The following is a 23,749-nucleotide window of genomic DNA, read 5'->3' on the forward strand; positions in this document are numbered from 1 at the left end:
GGAGCCGGTCATCCGATGAGGGTGACCGGCTCCGCACGCGCCGACGGCATAGCCGGGGGTACCAGCCGCCGGAGAAGGGGCCGTCGTCAGGACGGCCCCTTCCTGGCGCTTCATACAACTGCGCGCGGCGGCCGGGCGGCAACGTACCTTTCAGGAAATTGCCAGGGAACCGCCGTACTCCGTGCCCGGACCCGCCGTCGGTGGCAGCAATCCCAGCTCGGCGGCCCGAACTCCCGCCTGGAAACGCGAGTTCGCCCCCAGGATGTTCATGATCTCCGCGACATGGCGTCGGTAGGTGCGGACGGAGACCGTCAGTTCACGGGCGGCCACCTCGTCCGTGACACCGCTCTGGAGCGCACCCAGTATCTGCCGGGCGAGCGCTGCCCGGTAGCGGTCTCCGAAGACCATGCGCTCGCCCGCGGGAACCGCACGGACCCACACGTTCTCGAAGAGGGTGTGCAGCGTGTTGAGCAGCTCCGGAACCCTGATCAGCGAGGCCCGGCGGCCGACCGCGGACTCCGCCACGACCAGCGCGGTGCTGCCGTCCACGATCAGCGCCTGCAGCGGGGGTACCCGGGCGACCCGGATGGCCACCGGGTTCTCTCGGCCCAACTGCTCGCGGACGTAGTCCTCGTCGAGCAGGGTGGGACTGGACAGCAGCCGCACACTCACGCCGTCTCGTGCCTCGTAGATCAGTTCCCGTTCGCTGCGGTCGGATCTCTCCTCGGAAGCGAGTCGACGTGCGTGCACGATGTCGATGCTCCGCGTGGCGCTCGCGATGAGCTGCTGCGCCTGGTCGAGAATGTCTTCGTAGCCGCTGTCGATGACGGTGATCAGGCTTTCCTGAAGACTCAGATCCCTGTGCAGGACGACTGTGGACTCGATCATCGCCCTCACCTGGAGCAGGGCGTCCTCCAACTCGTCGCCACCCCGGCTGGACATGCCGCATTCACCACCTTGCTTCTCACCTCGTGTCTCTGTCGGGTACGTCGCGGTGCTACGCCGAGAGCAGCCCGAACTCCATGGCCCGCACTCCGGCCTGGAAGCGGGAGCTGGCGTTGAGTTCGCGCATGATCTCGGCGACATAGCGCCGGTACGTCCGCAGGGACACATTGAGTTCGCGCGCCGCCGCCTCGTCGGTGTTGCCCGTACGCAGCCGCTCCAGGATGCGCACGGCGAGTTCGGTGCGGAGCCGGGGGCTCAGCTGGAGATGCTCGTCGAGCCTGCGGCCGCGGGACCAGGCGCCGGCGAAGAGCAGCTCCAGGGCCCGGACCGTGGCGGCGTCGTTGACGATGGCGTCCTGGCCGCCCGGGGTCTCCCTGGCGGGCACCAGCGCCGTCATGCCGTCGACCACCAGCGTCTCGCGCAGTTCGCTCTCCGACACCCGTACCTCGAACCGGCTGTCGGCCAGCTGGGCCAGCCACGGCAGCGAGGAGCTCGTCGTCGCGCTGGTGCACAGGATGCGCACGGCCGCCCGCTCGGGAATCCTGGCCAGCGACCGGGTCACGGCGTCGGCGAATCCGCTGGTCCCCGTCAGCGCGACGCAGACCGTGTGCTGCGTCCGGCCGATGAGCGATTCCAGTGCGTCGCCCAGGGGTACCACGCCGGTGCGGGCCACGGGCGTCGGTGACCCCGAGCGCTGCCGGTGCAGCAGCACCGTGGAGTCGATCAAGGCACTGGCCAGTAAAAGCGCCCGCTCCAGTCCGGCGGAGGTGTCGACCGCCGTCGACCCTCCCGCCCGGCCCCGGGCCCCTTGTTTGACTGCGGCATCCAACATCAAGCTCCCCCTTGGTTGGCTGGAACTCCCCGTCCGTACGGTGACGGCGACCGCGGACGTCCCAGCGCGCGACGACACAATCCGACCACCGGAACTGTTGAACACTGGATTGACTGCGCCGGCCGGACGGCCTGGCCAGTTCCAATGGCGAGATCACTCTACTGGTTGGTCACGCCTGACTCGATGGGTCGGATGCTGAACACCGGCCTCCGTATACAGGCCGGAATTCCTCGAAGTCCCGTGTCAGCAAACTGCACGGAAACCCGCGGAAGCGGCGGTTCGCCTTCCGCTTGCATCATGCTACTGCGGCGTAATATGTACGGAACGTCATGCCGCTGTCCGCTTGCGGCCAACCGTTTCGCCATGCGGTCAGGCTCTGCCTAAGGTCCCGCCGTGGCCATGCGGCGTGCACACGTCGGCGACCATTCCCGCACCGCGTCCGGTCGGCCGTCAGGTCGCGGGAATTCGGGTCAATGATCAGAAATGTCCATATGTGGGCAGCGCAGGCCGGCAGTGTCGATTCCCCAGCTTTCCTTCTTGATCATCCGAGGAATTCCGCGAGATTACTTCCCCGCATGCGTCTTTCGCCGTTAGCGCGTCCCGTTCCTCCTTCCTCGACGCGCGGGGGCCGCCTGACTGATGCGTCACCCGGTACTGGAGGCACACATGGAAAGCACATCCCAGAACATCGCCGACCTTCTCCTGCGTGCCGCGCGGCACCACCCCGCCTCCGGTATCCGCTACTGCCTCGGATCCGCGGGCGCCGACGCCCAGGACCAGAACCATCCGGAACTCCTCGACGACGCCCTCCGGGTGCTCGGCGCGCTGCGGGCCCGAGGCCTGCGCCCCCAGGACAAGGTCGTCCTGGTCCTGGAGCGGCCCCGGCAGTTCCTCACCGCGTTCTGGGCCGCGGTGCTCGGCGGTTTCGTCCCCTGCCCCATGGCACCGTTGCGGGGTGACCGGGAGCGGTGGGCCGCCCGACTGGCCCACGTCAACGACCTGCTCGACCGGCCCCTGATCCTCACCAGCGAGTCCCTGGCCGCCGAACTGCCGCCGGTGCCCGGGCTCGCGGTCGGCCAGCTGGAGCGGATGTACGCCGACGAGCCCGCCGAGCCCCATGCCGCGGCGCCCGAGCACACCGCGCTGCTCGTGCTGACCTCGGGTTCGACCGGGGACTCCAAGGCGGTCGTACTCAGCCACGCCCATCTGCTGGCCGCCATGGCGGGGAAGAACGGACACCACCGCCTCACGGCCGCGGACACCACACTGAACTGGGTCTCCTTCGACCATGTGGCCGCCCTCCTCGAATGCCATCTGCTTCCGCTGTCCACGGGCAGCCGCCAGCTGCACGTGGAGCCCGAGGTGATCCTCGAAGACCCGATGCGGTTCCTCCGGCTCAGCTCCCGGCACGGCGTGACCATGACCTTCACACCCAACTTCCTCCTCGGCCGGCTGAACGCGGCGGCGGAGCGGTCCGGCGCCGGTGGCGAACCGCTCGACCTGAGCCGTCTGCGGCACATCATCAGTGGGGGAGAGGCCGTGGTCCGGGCCACCGGCGAGGCCTTCCTCGCCCACTTCGCACCGTACGGGCTGGCCGCCGACGTGCTGTGGCCGGCCTTCGGGATGACCGAGACCTGCGCCGGCAGCGTCTACTCCCGCAAGGCCTTCCCCGAGGTGGACCGCGACAGCGAGTTCGCCTCCCTCGGCACCCCGGTGACCGGGCTGCGCATGCGGGTCGCCGACGCCGGTGACCGCGCGCTGCCCGAGGGGGAGGTGGGGGAGCTGCAGCTCGCCGGCCCCATGGTCACCCAGGGGTACTACAACAACCCCGCCGCCACCGCGGCCGCGTTCACCGCCGACGGCTGGTTCCGCAGTGGCGACCTGGGCCGGATCGACGCCGGGCGGCTCTCCCTGGTCGGCCGCAGCAAGGACAGCGTCATCGTCAACGGCGTCAACCACTTCAGCCACGAGATGGAAACCTCCGTCGAGCGGCTGACCGGTGTGACCGGCTCCTATGTGGCCGCCTTCCCGACCCGCGCGGCGGGCACCGACACCGAGCAACTGGTGATCGCCTTCCACCCGGACACCCCCGAGGGCGACGACGCGGCGCTGCACCGCGTGCTCGCGGCGGTACGCGACAGTGTCGTGCTGCGCTGGGGGTTCAGACCGGCGCACATCCTGCCGCTGCCCAAGGAGGCCTTCCCCAAGACCAGCCTCGGCAAGATCCAGCGCACCCTGATGCGCGAACGCATGGAGTCGGGCGCGTACGACGCCACCCGGCGTGCGGTCGCCGACCTCACCGCGCGGATGCGAGGCGACCACGTCGCACCCGAGGGCGCCACCGAGCAGGCCCTGTGCGAGATGTACGCGGAGATCCTCGACGCCGTCCCGGGCTCGGTCGGCGCGGGCGCCGACTTCTTCGCCATGGGCGGCACCTCGCTCGACATCCTGCGGCTGCGCAGCCTGGTGTCCCAGCGCCTCGGCATCACCGACCTGGAGATCATCACCCTGCTCAGGGCCCCCACGGTCCGCGCGCTGGCAGCGCGGCTCACCGACCGGGCGGCACCCGCCGCGGAGGCGTACGACCCGGTCGTGCCGATGCAGACGGACGGATCCAAGACGCCCCTGTTCTGCGTCCACCCCGGGGTCGGCGAGGTCCTGGTCTTCGTCAACCTGGCCAAGTACTTCGCGGGGGACCGGCCGTTCCACGCCCTGCGCGCCCGCGGCTTCAACGCGGGTGAGAAACCCTTCGCCACCTTCGAGCAGATGGTCGACTGCTATGTGGACGCCGTACGCGCGCGGCAACCGCACGGCCCGTACGCGCTCGCCGGCTACTCCTACGGCGGGGCGGTGGCCTTCGAGATGGCCAAGGCGCTGCGCGCCCAGGGCGAGCGCGTCGACTTCATCGGCAGCTTCAACCTGCCGCCGCACATCAAGTACCGCATGGACGAGCTCGACTTCGCCGAGACCGCCGTCAACCTGGCCTTCTTCCTGGCCCTGATAGACGGGCGGCAGGCCGCCGAGCTGCCCGCCCCGCTCCGCGGCCTGCCCCGACGGGAGCAGGTGGAACGGCTCCTGGACCTCGCACCGCGTGATCGCCTTGCCGAACTGGACCTGGACGGGGACCGGTTCGAGGCCTGGGCCGAACTTGCCGACCACCTCACGGACCTGGGCCGCTCCTATCAGCCCAGCGGAACGGTGCCGTCCATGAGCGTCTTCTGCGCCATCCCCCTGCGCGGTACCAAGGAGGACTGGCTCGACAACGAACTGCGCCGCTGGGACGAGTTCACGACCGGGCCCAACCGCTATATCGAGGTCCCCGGCGAGCACTACACGCTGATGAGCCCGCGGCACGTCGGGTCCTTCCAGGCGATCCTGCGCCGGGAACTCGACCGGGCCCTCGCCGACGCCGACCGCGTCGCCATGGCCCGCGCCCTACCCCCGGACCTCGGCACCGACCGGGGCGCCGGCCCCTCCACAGAGACGGAGCGACCATGCTGAAGGGCAAGAAGATCCTGGTCACCGGAGGTTCCGGGCAGGTCGCCCGGCCGGTGGCGGAGGCACTCGCCGAGCACAACGAGGTCTGGTGCCTGGGCAGGTTCGGCACACCGGGCGTCGAACGGGAGCTCAACGACAGATCCGTCATCACCCGGTACTGGGACATGGAGGACCGCTCGCCGGACGGCCTCCGAGGCCTGTCCGAGGACTTCACCCATGTCATCCACTCCGCGGTGCGCCGAGGCGAGGACGGCGACTTCAACGCGAGTGCCGAGGTCAACGCGGTGGCGGCCGGCCGCCTGATGGCGCACTGCCGCGGTGCCGAGGCGTTTCTGTATGTGTCCACCGGTGCCCTGTACGCCCGCCGGACCCTCGACCACGCGTACACCGAGGACGACCCCGTGGACGGGGTCGCCGACTGGCTGCCCGCCTACCCGGTCGGAAAGATCGCGACCGAGGGGGCGGTACGGGCCTTCAGCCAGGTCCTCGGCCTCCCCACGACGATCGCACGGCTCAACATCGCCTACGGACCGGGAGGTTACGGAGGCGTGCCGATGCTGTACTTCAAGCGGATGCTCGCCGGCGAGCCGATCCCGGTGCCGATGAGTGGGCAGAACTGGTGCTCTCCGCTGCACACCGACGACCTGGTGGCTCAGGTCCCGCACCTGTGGCAGGCCGCGTCCACCCCCGCGACGCTCGTCAACTGGGGCGGCGACGAGGCGGTCGGCATCACCGACTGCGTCCGGTACCTGTCCGAACTGACCGGTGTGCGAGCCACCCTGGTGCCGAGCGAGGTCACCCGGGAGACGTACCGGTTCGACCCGTCGCGGCGCCGTGAACTGACCGGCCCCTGTGCGGTCTCCTGGCGGGACGGCATCCGCCGCACCCTGGAGGCCCACTTCCCCCAGCACGTCCGCCTGCTCGCCCGCGACTGAGGAGACCTCCATGCCCGCGTCCGACAAGCGCGCGAAACAGCGGCCCGCCGAGGCGCGGGAGTCCGCGCCGTCCGCGGCTCCGGCCGCCTCGCCCCACATCGAGCTGGTCCAGGCCGCCTACCGGGCCTTCCACCGTCGCGACCTGCAAGCCCTCCTGGACCTCCTGGCGCCGGACGTGCGGTGGGTCCACCCCGACGGCATGTCCGAGTTCGGCCTGGGCGGGACCCGGCACGGCCATGCCGGCGTCCGGGACTTCCTGGCCCGTGTGCCCTCGGTGCTGAACGGAATGCGCCTGGAGCCGGAGGAGTACGTGGAGGCCGGCGACCGTGTCGTGGTCTTCGGCGTACGCGAGGTGACGTCGAGGCGCGGTCACCGCGAGCGGCTGAGGTTCGTCCACTCCTGGACGCTGAGCGAGGGGAAGGCCGCGGTCATGGAGGACATCTTCGACACCGTCCTCTTCCACCGCCTCATCGGAAGCTGACCGGCGGGCGCGGAGCGCTCCGGGAACGATGAGGGCCCCGCGCCGGACCGGCGCGGGGCCCTCACCCGTCCTGGGCGCTATGCCGTCCGGGTGCCCACGAAGTCGCAGAGGGCGTCCAGGGCCTGCCGCGCCGGACCGGGGGGCAGCGAGGTCAGCACCGCGCGCGCCCTGGCGAGCCGCTCGTCCATCAGGGCACGGGCGCGGCCCATGGCCTCGGAGCGCTGGAGCAGCGCGAGCGCCCTGGCGTGCCGGCCTCCCCGTAGACCGGCGGGCTCGGACAGCAGGGCCCGCAGTTCGTCGTCCTCCGCCCCCACCCCCTCCAGTACCAGCAGAGCCGGAAGGCCGGCCACTCCCACCGCGAGGTCCTTGCCCTGCTCCTTGCCGAGGTCGGCCGAGGGCGACGCGACGTCGAGCACGTCGTCGGAGATCTGGAACGCCATCCCCAGCTGTTCGCCGTACTCCGCGAGCGCGTCGCTCACCTGGGCGGGCGCGCCCGCCTGGACCGCGCCGAGGCGCAGTGAGAGCGAGATCAGCGACGCCGACTTGTCGGAGATCACGTCGAAGTAGTGAGGCAGACGGTCCTCGGGCAGGGCCGGACCGACGAGTTCGCGCAGCTGGCCCTGGACGAGGCGTTGCGACGCCTCGGCGCGGAGCGGCGCCGACTCGCCGGTGAGCCCTGCCGACAGCCGGGCCGCCTTGGCCAGCAGCCAGTTGCCGGACCTGACCGCGACCCTGTTGCCCCAGCACGCGTTGACACTGGTCACCCCGTGCCGGACCAGGGCCTCGTCCATGACGTCGTCATGGTGGAGGGAGGCCGTGTGGACGAGTTCGGAGAACACGGCGGCCTCGACGACCCCCTCGGCCCAGGCGTCCCCGAACTCGGCCCCCAGCAGGGTGAGCAGCGGACGCACACGTTTGCCGCCGGCCGCGATCAGATGGCCGACGACCGTGGCCAGGCGCGGATCGTCCACCTCGCGCGTGCACTCCAGGAGCCGGATCTCCACCTGGTCGAGTCTCCGGAGCACACGGCGCTCCAAAGCCTTGTCCCGCAGGGTCAGGCGGGTGACGATCGACCGTCTCCGCTCGGTCGCGGCCGGCGCTGACATACCTTCCTCCCCGCCTCGCGGCCCATGGCCGTTCCTCTTCCCCACCGGAGCGTAGAAACGTTCCGCCGCCCCCGGGCAGGATGGGTGGGGAGGCTGTCCACAACCGGACACCCGTCCCGGGAGACCGGGAGGCCGACCCGGGAGCCCGGACGATGACTGGCATCAACCTGCAGGCAGGTGGGCGCCCCTGCTACCACTCTCCTTCGAGCATCTCGATCTCGGCCTGCTCCAGTTCGGCCAGGGCCAGGTCGGACGGGGTGTGGCCGCCCGCCTCCGGCCGGTCCACATGGCTGATCAGCGCGTCCAGGACGCGCAGCCAGGCATCGCTGATCTTCCTGGTGTCCGCCTCGGACAGCGGCCCCCCGGCCGGATACGACCAGGTCGCGAGGAGCTCAGGGCCGCCAGGCCGGTCCAGGGTGACGGCGTCGAGCTCCAGGGCGTGGGCGGTGCCCGGGCCGTCCGGCGCACCGGCGTCCAGTCCCGCCGCCTCCGGGGCGATGTCCCAGTCGGTGCCCTCCTGTGCCGTCCCCGGCGCGGCGACGCGGCCCAGGTAGTTGAAGCCGACCCGCGGTGTCGCCAGCCGGGCCAGCGCCGCGCCCGCCTCCTCGTCCAGGTGGCGCAGCAGCCCGTATCCGATGCCGGTGCCGGGCACCGCGCGCAGCTGTTCCTTCACCCGCTTCATCACCCGGCCGAGGTCCGGACCACCCGCCCACAGCTCCGCCCAGTTCGTCGGGCCGGGGTCCAGCCGCACCGGGTGGAGGCTGGTGAACCAGCCGACGGTGCCGCTGAGGTCCGCTCCGCCGACGGTCTCGTCGCGCCCGTGCCCCTCGACGGTGACCAGCACCGAGGTGCCCGTGCCCCCGGTCCTGCGGGAGCGGTCGACCAGGGCGATGGCGAGCGCGCTGAGGAGCACGTCCTGGACGCCGCAGTGGAAGGCCTCGGGCACCCGGCCGAGCAGCGCCTCGGTGCGGTCGGCGGGCAGTGCCGCGGTGACCGTCGCGGCGGACCCGGCGGAGTCGTCCTCCGGGGCGCGGGACCGGCCGACGAGCGCCAGGTCCGGGGCGCTCAGCAGCTCCGTCCAGAAGCCGAGCTCGGCCTGTCGTTCCGGCCTGCGCGCCTCGGCGGCCAGCAGCTCGCTCCAGCGGCGCATGGAGGTTCCGCCGAAGGCGGGTTCCGGTTCGCGCCCCTCCTCGGCCGCCGCCCACACCTCGGCGAGGTCCCGCAGCAGGACCCGCCACGACACGGCGTCGACCACCAGGTGGTGGAGGACGAGCAGCAGCCGCCCGGGCCGGTCGGGCCCGGCGTCGAACCACACCGCGCGGACCACCTCGCCGTTCCGCGGGGCGAGCAGGCCGCGGGCCTCGGCGAGGTGCCGCTCGATCAGCGTGCCGAGGGAGGAGTCCGCGGTCCCGGACACCTCGACCCGCAGGACCCGGCCCGCCGACGCGATGGTTCCCGCGGGCGCCGCGCTCAGCCGCCAGTCGCCGGAGTCGTCCTCGACGAGGCGGGTGCGCAGGGCGGCGTGCCGGTCGTGGACGGTCTGCAGCACGGCGTGCAGGGCCGGCAGGCGCAGCCCGGCCGGGGTCCGCACCAGGAGGTGCTGGCTGAAGCGGTCGACGCGGCCGCCGCGCTCACGCAGCCAGTGCATGACCGGGATGGGCGCGAACTCGCCGTCGGCGATGTCGGGCCGCCGCTCGGCGCTGTCGTCGAGGGCCTTGGCGACCTGCGCGATCCCGGCGACCGTCCGGTGCTCGAAGACGTCGCTGACGGCGAACACCAGCCCGGCGGCGCGGGCCCGGGCGACCAGTTGGGTGGAGACGATGCTGTCGCCGCCCAGCTCGAAGAAGCTGTCGTCGATGCCGACCGACGGCAGGCGCAGCACCTCGGCGAAGGCCGCGCAGAGATCCTTCTCCAGCGGGGTGCGGGGCGCCCGCGAGTCGACGGCGGCCCGGAACTCCGGAGCCGGCAGCGCCTTGCGGTCGAGCTTTCCGTTCGGGGTGAGCGGCAGCTCGTCCAGGGCGACGAACGCGGAGGGGACCATGTACTCGGGCAGCGAACCGGCCAGATGGGCCGCGAGTTCCGGGCCGTCCGGGGCCGCGGCGCCCGCCGGCGGGACCACATAGGCCACCAGGCGGGTGCCGACGCCCTCGGTGGTGCGGGCGACCACCACGGCGCGGCCGACCGCGGGGTGCCGGGCCAGGGCGCTCTCGATCTCGCCCGGCTCGATGCGGAAGCCGCGCACCTTGACCTGGTGGTCGGAACGGCCCGAGAAGTGGATCCGCCCGTCGGAGGTCTGGCGGACCACGTCACCGGTGCGGTACATGCGTGCGCCGGGAACGCCGAACGGGCAGGCCACGAACCGCTCCGCGGTGAGACCGGGCCGGTCGTGGTAGCCGCGGGCCACGCCCGCACCGGCGATGTAGAGCTCCCCGGACACCCCCGGCGGCACCGGAGCCAGCCGCTCGTCCAGGACGTACACCCGGGTGTTGCGGAGGGGGCCGCCGATGGAGGGGGTGCCCTGGGTACGCGTCAGATCGGCGGCGGTGGACCAGATGGTGGTCTCGGTGGGCCCGTACAGGTTCGTCAGCTGCCCGGCCAGCTCGCGCAGTCGGCCCGCGAGGCTCTCCGGGAGCGCCTCGCCGCCGGCCAGTACCCGCAGACCGCGCAGTGCGTCCGGGTCCGCGGTGAGAAGGCCCTGCCAGAGCGAGGGGGTCGCCTGGACGATGCCGGCCCCGGACCGCCGGGCCAGCCGCAGCAGGGCGGCGGGGTCGCGCACGGTGTCGTGGTCCGCCAGCACCACGGCCGCTCCGGACAGCAGGGGGAGGTAGAGCTCCAGCGCCGCGATGTCGAAGGACACGGTGGTGACGGCCAGCAGGCGGTCGGCGGAGGCGAGCCCGAACCGGTGGCCCATGTCGTCCAGGAAGTTGGTCAGCGCGCCGTGCGGGACCACCACGCCCTTGGGCCGGCCCGTGGAGCCCGAGGTGTAGATCACGTACGCGGGGTTGTCCGGCGCGCACGCCGCGACGGGCGCGGAGGTGGGCGCCGCCGCGAGCGCCGCCCGTGTCGAGTCGGTGTCCAGGACCAGCAGGGGCACGCCGGTGCCCGCCAGCAGCGCCTCGGTCTCCGAGGTGACCACGGCCAGGGCGGGACGAGCGTCCTCCAGGGTGTAGCCGATCCGGTCGAGCGGGTGCTCCGGGTCCAGCGGCAGGTAGGCCGCGCCGGTCTTCAGCACGGCGAGGAGCGCCACCAGCAGGTCGGCGGAGCGCCCCAGGACCACCGCGACCAGCTGCTCGGGGCCCGCGCCGCGGGCGGTGAGCAGCGCGGCCAGCCGGTTGGCGCGCTCGTCGAGCCGCCCGTAGGTGAGCTCGGTGCCGGCCGAGACCACCGCGGTGGCGTGCGGGGTGCGGGCCGCTCGCAGCGCGATCAGCTCGTGGACCCGCTGCGCGGAGATCGGCTGAGTGGTGGCGTTCCAGTCGTTCAGCACCAGCTCGCGCTCCGCCGCGAACAGGACGTCGACGGCGCCGAGGCGCGACCGCGGATCGGCCACGACGGCTTCGAGCACCCGCACGAACCGCCGGGCGAGGACGGCCGCGGTGGCCTCGTCGAAGAGGTCGGTGCTGTACTCGACGACGCCGGACAGGGCGCCGGGCTCCCGCTGTCCTCCCGGCCGCTCGCCGAAGGCGAAGTGGAGGTCGAACTTGGCGGCACCCAGGTCGACGAGTTCGGGCCGGGCGGCCAGAGGGCCGAAGGAGTCACCCGGAGCCGGGGTGTTCTGGACCGTCAGCATGACCTGGAAGAGCGGGTGCCTGGCCCGGGAGCGCTCCGGCTGGACCGCTTCGACGAGCCGTTCGAAGGGCACGTCCTGGTGGGCGTACGCGTCCAGAGTGGTGTGCCGGACCCGGGCGAGCAGCTCGGCGAACGTGGGGTCGCCGGAGGTGTCGGTGCGCAGCACCAGCGTGTTGAGGAACAGGCCGACGAGATCCTCCAGGACCTCGTCGCCACGCCCTGCGACGGGCGTGCCGAGCGGGATGTCCTCGCCCGCGCCCAGCTTGGTCAGCAGCACCGCGAGTGCCGACTGCAGGACCATGAAGAGGCTGACGTCGTGGGAGCGCGCCAGCTCGGCGAGACCCCGGCTCAGCTCAGGGCCGATCGGGCACTCCAGGGTCCGGCCCCGGTAGCTGCTGACGGCGGGGCGGGGCCGGTCCGTGGGCAGGGTCAGCTCGTCGGGGAGCCCGGCGAGCGCGCCGCGCCAGTAGCGCAGCTGACCCGAGATCAGGCTGTCCGGATCCTCCCGGTCGCCGAGGTGGTCCCGCTGCCACAGGGCGTAGTCGGCGTACTGGAAGGGCAGCGGCGTCCAGTCCGGTGCCCGGTCGGCGCAGCGCGCGGTGTAGGCGGCGGCGAGGTCCTTCAGCAGCGGCGCTTCGGACCAGCCGTCGGTGGCTATGTGGTGCACCACCAGGACCAGTACGTGCTCGGTGGCTCCGAGCCGGAACAGGGTGGCCCGCAGCGGGAGCTGCACGGTGAGGTCGAAGCCGCGGGTGGCGGCGGCCGAGAGCAGGCCGGGCAGCGCGTCCTCGTCGGTGTCCACCACGGCCAGCGGCACGGCGGTCTCCGGACCGTGGATGTGCTGGCGTGGGGTTCCGTCGGTCTCCGGGAAGACCGTGCGCAGGCTCTCGTGCCGGACGACGAGGTCGGCGAGCGCCTTCTCCAGCGCCGAGTGGTCGAGGCCGCCGGTGAGGCGGAGCACGGTCGGCACGTTGTAAGTGGCGCCGGCCCCCTCCAGCCGGTTGAGGAACCACAGCCTGCGCTGGGCGTGCGAGAGCGGGAGGGTCTCGGGGCGCTCCTGCGCGCGCAGCGGCTGCCGGGCGCCCTCGACCGTGTCGGTTCTGCCCGCGAGGGCGGCCACGGTGGGCGCCTCGAAGAGGGTCCGGACGGTGAGTTCCGCCCGCAGGACGGTGCGGACGCGGTTGACGAGCCGCGCCGCCAGGAGCGAGTGGCCGCCCAGGTCGAAGAAGTTGTCGTCGATGCCCACCTCGGGTCTGTCGAGCACCTCCGCGAAGAGGGCGGCGAGCAGCTCCTCCCGTGGAGTGCGGGGCTTGCGCGCATCCCGGGGCGAGGAGTGCCCGGGTGCCGGCAGCGCCCCGCGGTCCAGCTTGCCGTTGTGCGTCAGCGGCAGGGCGTCGAGGGCCAGGATCGCGGACGGGACCAGGTAGGAGGGCAGGGTGCGGGCGAGCGCGTCCCGCAACTCCGAGGCGTCCGGACAGGCCGCGGTCTCGGCGACCACATAGCCGACGAGCCGCTGCGTACCCGCGGCGTCCTGGTGGACCGCGGCCGCCGCCGCGGCGACGCCGGGCAGGGCCTCCAGAGCCGCCGCGACCTCGCCGGGCTCGACCCGGAAGCCGCGCAGTTGCACCTGGTCGTCGACGCGGCCCAGGTAGAGCAGCTGGCCGTCGGCCTGCCGGCGGACCAGGTCGCCGCTGCGGTACATGCGGGTGCCGGGCGCGCCGAACGGGTCGGCGACGAACCGTTCGGCGGTCAGGCCGGGGCGCTGCCGGTAGCCGCGGGCCAGGCCCTCTCCCGCGAGGTACAGCTCACCGGGCGCCCCCGGCGGCACGAGGCGCAGCGCGTCGTCGAGAACATAGCCGCGGACGCCGCGCAGCGGACGCCCGACCACGGGGTGCCCGGCGGCGCTCAGAGGTGCGCCGAGGGCGTCGACGGTGGCCTCGGTGGGGCCGTAGTAGTTGTGGGCGACCGTGCGGGGGGCCGCCGCGCGCAGCCTGTTCCACAGCTCCGGTCCGATGGCCTCGCCGCCGACCATGATGACGGCGGGAGCGGTGGCCTCGTCGTCCAGCAGGCCCGCGTCGACGAGCTGGGTGCAGTAGGACGGCGTGATGTCGAGGAAGCCGATGCCGTGTTCGGCGACATAGGAGACGAGGGCCTGGGCGTCGCGCCGCACGTCGTCGTCGACGAGGTGCAGCTCGTGTCCGGCCAGCATCCACATCACCGAGTCGAACGCCGTGTCGAACGACGGGGACGCGGTGAGTCCGGCCCTGATCCGGTGCCCAGCGGCCCGGGCCGACGGCTCGACCAGGTCGCGCCGGTGGGCGGTGAACAGGTTCATCAGCGAGCGGTGCTCGACGGCGACGCCCTTGGGAACGCCGGTGGAACCCGAGGTGTGGATCACATAGGCGAGGTTCTCCGGGCGTACCGCGCCGTTCAGTTCGGCGTCGGAGACCCGGTGCGAGGGGAGCGCGTCGAGAGTGGCCCGGACGTCCTCGTCGTCCAGCAGCAGGGTGTGCGTGCCGGCCAGCGCGGAGGCGAAGGCGCCCGCCGGCTCCCGGGTGGTGAGCACCACGACCGGCGCGGTGTCCTCGATGACGAAGCGCACCCGGGCCTCGGTGAGCGTGATGTCGACGGGTACGTAGGCGCCGCCGACGGCGGCCACCGCCAGAGGGGCGGCGACCATGTCGAAGGTGCGCGGCAGCAGCAGCGCCACGCAGGTGTCGGGTCCGACGCCGCGGCCGGCGAGCCAGCGCGCCAGGCGGTTCACCCGGGCCAGCAGTTCGGCGTAGGTGAGCCGCTCCGTCGCGGTGCTGACGGCGACGGCGTCCGGCGTGGCCGCCGCGGCGGCGGCGAGCAGGTCGAAGGTGGTCGACGGGCGCCCCGGCACCGGCTCGGCGCCCTGCCAGGCCTCCAGCAGCGTCTCACGCTCGCCGGGTGCGAGCAGGTCGAGCTCCGACAGGCGTACGGCGGGGTTGGCGGCGACCTGGTCGAGGAGCCGGGTGAACCGCTCGACCATCGACTCGGCGGTGGCCCGGTCGTAGAGCTGGGTGTTGTACACCAGGCTGCCCGTCATGCCGGCCGCCGCACCCGATCCGTCGACGGCCTCGCCGATCGAGAAGTCGAGGTCGAACTTGGCCGATCTGACGTCGGCCGGGTGCAGACGGGTGTCCAGACCGGGGAAGCGCAGGGTGAGCCGCGGGATGTTCTCGAAGGTCAGCATGGTCTGGAACAAGGGGTGCCGGGAGAGCGACCGATCCGGGCTGAGCCGCTCCACCAGGAGGTCGAACGGCACCTCCTGGTGGGCATAGGCCGCCAGGTCCGCCTCCCGGACCCGCTCCACCAGCTGCCGGAACGTGGGATCACCGGACACGTCGTTGCGCAGCACCAGCGTGTTGACGAAGAAGCCGACGCTCTCGGTGAGGGCCTCGTCGTTGCGGCCCGCGACAGCCGTGCCGAGCGGGATGTCGGTGTCGCCGCAGAGCCGGGACAGCAGGGCGGCGAGAGCCGCCTGGACGACCATGAACAGACTGGCGCCGCTGGCGCGGGCGATGTCGTTCAGCGCCCGCTGCTGCTCGACGCCGAGCGCCAGCGGAACCAGGTCGCCGTCGGAGCCGAGGACGGCGGGGCGCGGACGGTCGGTGGGCAGGGCGATCTGCTCGGGGAGACCGTCGAGAGCCTCCTCCCAGTAGCCGATCTGCTCGTTGAGGCGGCTGTCGGGGTCGTTCTCGCTGCCGAGGTGCTCCGACTGCCACAGGGTGTAGTCGCCGTACTGGACGGACAGCGGTTCCCAGCCGGGTGCGCCGCCGGTGCGCCGCGCGCTGTAGGCGGCGGCGAGGTCGGCGACCATCGGGGTCAGGGACCAGCCGTCGGAGACGATGTGGTGGATGACGATGAGGAAGACCTGGTCGACCGGGCTCAGCACCAGCAGGTCGGCCCGGATCGGCAAGTCGCCGGCGAGGTCGAAACCGCGCCGGGCCGTCTCGCTGAGCGCGTCGTCCAGATCGCCCTCGGCGACCTCGGTCACCGGGATCGCGGGCCGGGCCTCGGCCGCGGGCACGATGCGCTGGTGGGGCACGCCGCCCTGGTCGGGGAAGACCGTACGCAGGCTCTCGTGGCGGGCGATGACGTCGTAGAACGCCTCGTACAGCGCGTCCCGGTCGAGCTGCCCGGTGAACCGCAGGGACACACCGAGGTTGTACGTGGGGCTGGGGCCCTCCATCTGGTTGAGGAACCACAGGCCGCGCTGCGGCAGCGCCAGCGGGAGCAGTTCGGGGAGGTCCACGGCCTCCAGCGGGGCGCGGCTGCCGGCGGCCTGGTCGACGAGGGCCGCCAACTGGGCCACGGTCGGAGCGTCGAACAGGTCGCGCACGGCGACGTCGACGCCGAGGACGGCCTGGATCCGCAGCACGAGCCGGGTGGCCAGCAGGGAGTGCCCGCCCAACTCGAAGAAGTTGTCGTCGATGCTCACGGTCGCCGACGACGGTTCGAGGATCTCGGCGAACAGACCGCACAGCACCTGCTCCTGCGGGGTGCGGGGCTGCCGTCCGCCTTCAGCGCCCGTGACGTCCGGAACGGGCAGCGCCTTGCGGTCGAGCTTGCCGTTGGGGGTCAGCGGCAGCGCGTCGAGGGCCATGACGGCCGCCGGCACCATGTAGTCGGGCAGTTCGGCGGCGAGTTGTCCGCGCAGCCCGGCGAGGTCGGGCCGGTGGCCCGCCGCGGGCACCACATAGGCGACGATCCGCTTCTCCCCGGGCCGGTCCTCGCGCAGGACGACCGCGGTGGAGCCCACGCCGGGCTGCCGGCCCACGGCCGCCTCGACCTCGCCGAGCTCGATGCGGAAGCCGCGGATCTTGACCTGGTCGTCAGCGCGGCCCCCGAAGACGAGGGCACCCTCGGCGTTCCACCGGACCAGGTCTCCGACCCGGTACATGCGGCTGCCCGGAGGGCCGAACGGGTCGGCCACGAACCGCTCGGCGGTCTGACCGGGCGCGTGCCAGTAGCCGCGGGCCAGCCCCTCTCCCGCGAGGTAGAGCTCGCCGACGATACCCGGTGGCACGGGGCGCAGCCCCGCGTCGAGGACATGGGCGCGCATGTTGTCCAGCGGACGGCCGATCGGCACGGCGTCGGGGACGTCGTCCGGGGACGTCACGCGGAAGTTGGTGGCGAACGAGGTGGTCTCGGTGGGCCCGTAGGTGTCCCGGAAGACGATGCCGGGGTGGCGGGCCAGCAGGTCGCGGACGGCGGAGCCGGGCACGACGTCACCGCCCGCGAGGAGTTCGCGCACCCCCTCCAGGCAGTCGAGGTCGTTCTCCGCGACGACCCGGAACAGCCCCGCGGTCAGATGGAGTCCGGTAACGCCGTGCTCGGCGACAAGGCGGCGCAGGGTGGCGACGTCCATGTCGTGGGGTGGAGCCACGACGACGGTCCCGCCGGTGAGCAGCGGCACCCACAGCTCGTAGTTGGCGGCGTCGAAGGCATGGGGGGCGTGCAGCAGCACGCGGCGGTGCGCGTCGGCCGCGAAGCACTCGTCGAGCGCGAAGGCGAGCAGGTCCCGGTGGGTGACGGCGACCCCCTTGGGGCGGCCGGTCGAGCCGGAGGTGAACATCACGTACGCCAGCTGCTCGGGATGGCCGGGGACGGCGGGCAGCCGCAGGTCGGACTCCGGCACGTCCTCCACGTTGACCACCGTCGCGGTGTGGTCGAAGTCGAGAACCGGCTGGGCGTCGTCGACGAGCAGGACCGACGCCTCGGTCCGGGCGAGGACCAGTTCCCAGCGGGACTGCGGGGCGCGGGCGTCCAGCGGCACATAGGCGCCACCCGCCTTGAGGACGCCGAGCAGCGAGACGACGAGGCCGGCCGAGCGCTCCTGGAGGACGGCGACCCGTGACTCCGGGACGACGCCGGCGGCGAGCAGCCGGCGGGCGAGCCGGTCGGCCCGCTCGTCGAGCTCCCGGTACGTGACGGTGACGCCGTCGTCGGTGACGAGTGCGGCCGCGTCAGGGGTGGCCGCGGCCTGGGCGGCGAAGCGTTCGTGGACGGTCGCCGCGAGCGGGGGGACGTCCCGGACGGTGCCGGTGCCCTGGGCGGCGAGCAGCGCGGTCTCCTCCGACCGCAGCAGTTCGATGTCGGCGATGCTCGCGTCGGGCCGCTCGGTGACCGCCCGCAGGACCCGCACCAGGCGGTCGGCCATGGTACGCGCGGTGGCGGCGTCGAACAGATCGGTGGCGTAGAGGATCTGGCCGCGGATTCCGGCCGGTTCGCCGTCTGCTCCGTACCGCTCACTGAAGTCGAACTGCAGGTCGAACTTGGCGATGGTGAGGTCGCCTGGCGAGACCACCGCCGTCAGGTCGGGCAGTTCAGGGGCGCGGTCGACGTCCTCCTGCATGCTGAGCAGGACCTGGAAGAGCGGGTGGCGGGCGAGCGAGCGGTCCGGGTTGAGGATCTCCACCAGCCGCTCGAAGGGAACGTCCTGATGCGCGTAGGCGGCGAGGTCGGTCTGCCGCACACGCTCCACGAGTTCCCGGAACGCCGGGCGGCCCGAGGTGTCGGTCCGCAGGACGAGCGTGTTCACGAAGAAGCCGACCAGTCCGTCGAGCGCCTCGTCGGTGCGGCCCGCGATGGGGCTGCCGATCGGGATGTCGTCGCCTGCCACGAGCCGGGAGAGCAGCGTGGCCAGGGCCGCCTGGAGCACCATGAAGACACTGGCGCCGGTGGAGCGGGCCACCGCGGTGACCGCGCGGTGCAGCTCGGGGTCCAGCTCGCAGTCGACCACCGCGCCCCGGTGGCTGGCGACGGCGGGCCGCCCCCGGTCGACGGGGAGCCCGATCTCGTCCGGGAGGCCGTCGAGTGCGGCCTTCCAGTGGGCGAGCTGGCGGGCGAGCGGGCTGTCGGCGTCGGCCTCGTCGCCGAGGAGTCCACGCTGCCACAGGGTGTAGTCCGCGTACTGCACGGGCAGCGGCGCCCAGGCGGGGGCCGCGCCGCCATGCCGGGCGGTGTAGGCGGTCGACAGGTCCTCGACCAGCTGCGGCAGCGACCAGCCGTCGCTCGCGATGTGGTGCACCACGACGGAGAGCACATGCTCGCTGCCGCCGAGCCGGAAGAGGCTCGCGCGAAGCGGGAGTTCCGTGCCGAGCGCGAAGACATGGCGCTCGGCGGCGGACAGCTCGTCGGCCAGTCCTTCGGCCGTGGTGTCGAAGACGCCCAGAGGATCAGGCAGTTCGTCGGCGCCCAGGACGCGCTGCCGCGGCACACCGCCCTCCTGAGGGAAGACGGTGCGCAGGCTCTCATGGCGGAGGAGGACGTCACGCAGCGCGCAGCGCAGGGCGGAGACGTCGAGGTCGCCGGTGAGGCGCAGCACGAACGGGATGTTGTAGGTGGGGCTCGGGCCGTCGAGGCGGTCCAGGAACCACAGGCGCTGCTGGGCGAAGGAGAGCGGGACGGGGTCCGGCCGCTCGGCCGGGACGAGTGCGGTCCTGGCGGTGAGCGCGGAGTCGACGCGCTCGGCGAGCCCGGCCACGGTCGGACTCTCGAACACGTCGCGCACGGCGAGTTCGACGCCGAGCACCGACCGGGCCCGGCTCACCAGCCGGGTGGCGGCGAGCGAGTGGCCGCCGAGGGCGAAGAAGTTGTCGTCGGCACCGGCCGCGGGCGTGCCGAGCACCTCGCCGAACAGCGCGGCCAGGACCTGCTCGTTGGGGGTGCGGGCCGTGCGCGCGCCGAGGGCCGGGCCCACCTCGGGCACGGGGAGGGCGCGTTCGTCGAGCTTGCCGGACGGGGTGAGGGGCAGGGTGTCCAGGGGCATGAACACGGCGGGCAGCATGTGGTCGGGCAGGGTGGCGGCGAGGGCTTCGCGCAACTGCGCCGCGTCCGGTGCGTCCGCGGCGTCCCTCGGTACGACGTAGGCGACCAGCCTCCGCTCGCCCTGCCGGTGGTCCTGCGCGACCACGGCGCAGTTGGCGACGCCCGGGCAGGCGGAGAGCGCGGCCACGATCTCGCCGGTCTCGATGCGGAAGCCGCGGATCTTGACCTGGTTGTCGGCGCGGGCGAGGTATTCCAGGACGCCCCCCTCGTGCCACCGCGCCAGGTCGCCGGTGCGGTACATACGGGTGCCGTCGCCCGCGAAGGGGTCGGCGACGAAGCGCTCGGCGCTCAGCGCGGGGCGCTTGTGGTAGCCCTGGGCGACACCGCCGCCGGCCACGTACAGCTCACCCGTGACACCGGGCGGCACCGGGCGCAGCGCGGTGTCGAGGAGATAGACGCGCAGGTCGGGGATGCCCTGGCCGATGAGGCTGCCCACGCCGGCCGCGGCGGCGTCCCGGTCGAGCGGCAGATGGCTGACATGCACCGTGGTCTCGGTGATGCCGTACATGTTGACCAGTACCGGACTGTCGTCGGGGTGCCGTTCGTACCAGTCCGCGAGGCGTCCGAGGTCGAGCGCCTCGCCGCCGAAGACGACATACCGCAGCGCGAGCCGGCCACTGGTTCCGCGGTCCTCGCGATCGGCCTGGGACAGCTGGTAGAAGGCGGAGGGCGTCTGGTTGAGCACCGTGACACCCTCGTCGGCGAGCAGCCGGAGGAAGCTCCCGGGGGAGCGGGACACGTCGTACGGAACGACGACGAGCCGGCCGCCGTGCAGCAGCGGTCCCCACAGCTCCCAGACGGAGAAGTCGAACGCGGTGGAGTGGAAGAGGGTCCACACGTCGTCCGCGCCGAAGCGGAACCAGTGGTCGGTGGCCGAGAACAGCCGTACGACGTTCTGGTGGGAGACGACGACGCCCTTGGGGCGGCCGGTCGAGCCCGAGGTGTAGATGACGTACGCGGGCGTGGCGGGCAGCAGCGGGGAGAGCCGGTCGGCGTCGGTGAGGTCGGTGGGCGGCCGTGCGCCGACGCGCTGGGCGGTCCCGGTGTCGTCCAGGACGACGCGGGCCGTCCCGTCGGGGAGCAGGGACTGGGACCGCCGGTCGGTGACGGCGAGCACGAGCTCGACGTCGGAGACGGTGTACGCGATGCGGTCGGCGGGGTACGCCGGGTCGATCGGCACATAGGCGGCGCCGGTCTTGACCACCGCGAGCAGCGCTACCACCAGATCGGCCGAGCGCGGCAGCACCAGGCCGACGAAGCGGCCCGGTCCGGCACCGCCGTCGACGAGGTGGCGGGCCAGCGCGTTGGCGCGGGCGTTGAGTTCGGCGTACGTCAGGTGCTCGGTGCCGAGGGTGAGGGCGCGGGCGTCGGGGGTTTCGCGCACGCGCTGCTCGAACAGCGCGGGCAGGGTTGCCGGTTCGGCGGCCGGGGCGTCGCCGTTCCACTCCACGAGGACCTGCCGGCGCTCGTCCTCCGTGGCGATGTCCAGGAGTCCGACGGGCCGGTCGGGATCGGCACGGCCGAAGGCCCGCAGCAGCGCGCAGAGCCGGGCGCGGTGCCGGTCGAGCTCGTCGGCGGAGTACAGGTCGGGGTTGGCGTTGAACTCCAGGCGAAGCCCGCCGGCGCGGTTGTCGACCACGAGTGTCAGGTCGTCGTCGTGGCCGATGGCGAGGTTGCGCACCGTGGACCCGGCCCCGCCGAAGTCGAGGGCGGTGTCGGACATGATGAGGTTGACCCTGGGCCCGACCAGACGTGCGCCGCCGGCGAGCCCGCCCGTGTCGCGGACCAGGTCCTCGTAGCGGTACCGCTGGTGGCGCAGGGCGCCGCGCATCCGCCGCGAGGTGTGCGCGAGGAGTTCGGCGAGGGTCGCGTCGGGGCGCACGGTCAGCCGGAGCGGCACGACGTTCGCGACCATCCCGGGCACCTGGTCCGGGTGGCCGCCGGGGCGGGCCGCGACCGGGAGGGCGAGGACCACGTCGGTGCGGCCGGTGACCCGGTGGAGGTAGAGGGCCTGGGCGGCGATGATGACGATCGGCCAGGCGGCGCCGGACTCCCGGGCGAGGTCGCGGATCGCCTCGGCCTCCTCGGCGCCGAGGACGGCGGTCGAGCGCAGCAGCGGGGTGCTCGGATAGCGCGTGGGCTGGTCCGCCAGCCCGGCGGCCTCGGGGCGGCCGGCCAGCTCCTCGGCCCAGAACGCGCGGTCCCGCTCGAAGGTCTCGGACCCGCGGTAGGCGGCGTCGGAGGCGATCAGCTCGGCGAGCGAGGAGCCCGGGGCCTCGGGCACCGGCGTGTCGGCGGCCATCGCGGAGTAGACCTCGGCGACGCGGCGGGCGACCAGATGGGTGCTCCGCCCGTCCAGCGCGATGTGGTGGTGGCGCCGGTACCAGACGTGCCGGCCGGGTGCCAGGGTGAAGAGGGCGAACGTGAAGAGGTCGTCCTCGGCGAGGTCGACCGGCCGCTCCAGGTCGGCCGCCGTCCACCGGCGGACGGCGGCCTCCGGGTCGGGCTCGCGGGAGACGTCGAGCGCGTGGAACGTCCAGGCGGGATCGGGGAGGACGAGCTGGTAGGGCCCGTCGGCGTCCTGCCCGAACCGCAGCCGCAGGGACTCGGTTTCGGCCACCACGTGCCGCAGGGCGGACTCGAACAGCGCCGCGTCGACCGGTCCTTCGATGTCCACCCGCTCCGCCAGGCCGAAGAGCGGGTTGGCGGGGTCGCCCTGGACCGCGTACCAGATTCCCTGCTGTCCGGCGGTCAAGCGAAAACGAGCACCCTGTGGGTCAGACATTCACTCTCTCCACAATCGATCAAGCAACCGAACGGAAATGCTGGCCAGTTCGCAGCCTCCCCGAGGTGTTTCGGGGCCGACAACGACAGTGCAAAGAATTGAGTCCTCCCGCCGAGGAGGCAGGACTCCGGTGCGGAGCCGCGCGGCGAAGGCGCACGCCGGCGTCCCCGAAACCGCGGCGCGGCGGCTCGGGGACGGCGGTGGGACCGGGTCAGCCCGCGGCGAGGCCCCGCTCGTCGGGGACGTAGCGCATCGGCAGGTACGACATGCCCTGCATGAGGTTGGAGTGGATGCGGCGCGGTTCCCCGGCGACCTCGAAGCCCTTGCTGAAGGTGCGCAGGGCGTCCAGCATCTCCTTCACCTCGACCCGGGCCAGATAGGCGCCGATGCAGAAGTGCGGGCCGTAGCCGAAGGTGATGTGCTTGTTGGGGGTGCGGGCCAGGTCCAGGGTGTACGGGTCCGGGAAGACCGTCTCGTCGCGGTTGGCCGACATCTGCCAGAGGGTGACGATGTCCCCCTCCTTGATCTGCCGGCCGTGCAGCTCGAAGTCGGTCGTGGCGTGGCGCCCGAAGTTCATGGCGGGCGTCGCCCAGCGCAGGATCTCCTCGGTGGCGGTCTCCAGGTCCACGGCGCCGTCGCGCAGGCGCTGCCACTCGCCGGTCTCGCGGCTCAGCGTGTACAGCGTCTCGATCATGGACAGGCGGCTGGTCTCGTCCCCGCCCAGCAGCAGGCTGTAGCAGTTGAAGACGATGTCCTGGTCGCTCAGCGGCACCCCCTCGATGTCGCTCCGGGTGAGGGTGGAGATCACGTCGTCCTGGGGCTTCTCGCGCCGCTCGGCCACCAGGTCGCTGAAGTAGAGCAGGATCTCGTTGCGCGCCAGGAACGCCTCCTCGGGCGCCTGGTCCGCCTCGTCCGAGCTGAGGCACGACTTGGTGAGGTTCAGGAGGTAGGGGTGGTCGGCGACCGGCACCCCCAGCAGACCGCCGACGGTGGTCATGGGGACCACCGAGGCCACGTCGGCGGCGAAGTCCCCCTCGCCGCGGCGGATCGCCTCGGACAGCAGCCGGCGCGTGTTCTCCCGCACGATGCCCGAGACCTTGGCGAGGGCGCGCGGCGAGAACGCCTTGAGCATGACGTTGCGCAGGTTCTTGTGGCGGCGGCCGTCCGTCACCGCGAGCATCTTGCCCGCGGCCGAGTCGCCGCCCGCCAGCAGCGTCACCAGGACGTTGCCCCGCTCCGAGGTGAGCCGCTTGTTGTCGCGGAACAGCGCCTGCACATCGGTGTACCGGCTGACCACCCAGAAGCCGCGCCGCTCCGGCGTCGCGGGCTGCCAGTACACGGGATGGTCCGCGCGCATCCGGTCCCAGTAGGCGGCCATGTCGTTTTCCAGGAAGGTCTTCGGGTCCACCAGGTCCAGCACGCCCGGATCGCCGGGAACTCCTCGCTGGACTTCCGTGGTCTGCACGCTCATGTCTCCACCGTTTCTCGCATGAGGCGGGTCGTCGCCCGAGCGGCGGCCGGCCG

General features: G+C 72.6%; 8 protein-coding genes. 3 read left to right on the forward strand and 5 right to left on the reverse strand.

The window, feature by feature from the left end; genetic code table 11:
• Positions 1-150: 150 nt before the first annotated feature.
• Entirely contained in the window at positions 151-942 is a 792-nt protein-coding gene (locus ABZ945_RS12985) for a TrmB family transcriptional regulator sugar-binding domain-containing protein (protein WP_361267672.1), read from the reverse strand.
• Positions 943-997: 55 nt separating this feature from the next.
• Positions 998-1,777: a LuxR C-terminal-related transcriptional regulator gene (locus ABZ945_RS12990; RefSeq protein WP_361267674.1), complete on the reverse strand. Its 780-nt coding sequence runs from the start codon at positions 1,775-1,777 to the stop codon at positions 998-1,000.
• Positions 1,778-2,443: 666 nt separating this feature from the next.
• Between ABZ945_RS12990 and ABZ945_RS12995 the strand changes: the two genes are divergently transcribed.
• From ABZ945_RS12995 to ABZ945_RS13005, 3 genes are read left to right on the forward strand one after another with little or no spacing between them, the layout of a single operon-like run.
• The gene (locus ABZ945_RS12995) at positions 2,444-5,278 is read left to right on the forward strand and encodes a non-ribosomal peptide synthetase (protein ID WP_361267676.1); all 2,835 of its coding nucleotides are present in this window, start codon (positions 2,444-2,446) and stop codon (positions 5,276-5,278) included.
• Positions 5,272-6,210, forward strand: a complete 939-nt coding sequence (locus ABZ945_RS13000; RefSeq protein ID WP_361267678.1) for an NAD(P)-dependent oxidoreductase — start codon at positions 5,272-5,274, stop codon at positions 6,208-6,210. The genes ABZ945_RS12995 and ABZ945_RS13000 overlap by 7 nt, the downstream gene beginning before the upstream one ends.
• Positions 6,211-6,220: 10 nt before the next feature.
• Positions 6,221-6,691, forward strand: a complete 471-nt coding sequence (locus tag ABZ945_RS13005; protein WP_361267680.1) for a nuclear transport factor 2 family protein — start codon at positions 6,221-6,223, stop codon at positions 6,689-6,691.
• A gap of 77 nt (positions 6,692-6,768) precedes the next feature.
• On the opposite strand, the gene ABZ945_RS13010 is transcribed toward ABZ945_RS13005, so the two are convergent.
• From ABZ945_RS13010 to ABZ945_RS13020, 3 genes are all read right to left on the reverse strand, one after another.
• Entirely contained in the window at positions 6,769-7,797 is a 1,029-nt protein-coding gene (locus ABZ945_RS13010) for a polyprenyl synthetase family protein (RefSeq protein WP_361267682.1), read from the reverse strand.
• Between the two features lie 190 nt (positions 7,798-7,987).
• A complete protein-coding gene (locus ABZ945_RS13015) occupies positions 7,988-22,195 on the reverse strand; it encodes an amino acid adenylation domain-containing protein (RefSeq protein ID WP_361267684.1) in 14,208 nt (4,735 codons plus the stop codon).
• 241 nt (positions 22,196-22,436) lie between these two features.
• On the reverse strand, positions 22,437-23,696 hold the full coding sequence (locus ABZ945_RS13020) for a cytochrome P450 (RefSeq protein ID WP_361267686.1): 1,260 nt from the start codon (positions 23,694-23,696) through the stop codon (positions 22,437-22,439).
• Positions 23,697-23,749 lie beyond the last annotated feature (53 nt).

This window comes from Streptomyces sp. NPDC046887 (assembly GCF_040644755.1).
Taxonomy (GTDB): domain Bacteria; phylum Actinomycetota; class Actinomycetes; order Streptomycetales; family Streptomycetaceae; genus Streptomyces; species Streptomyces lichenis.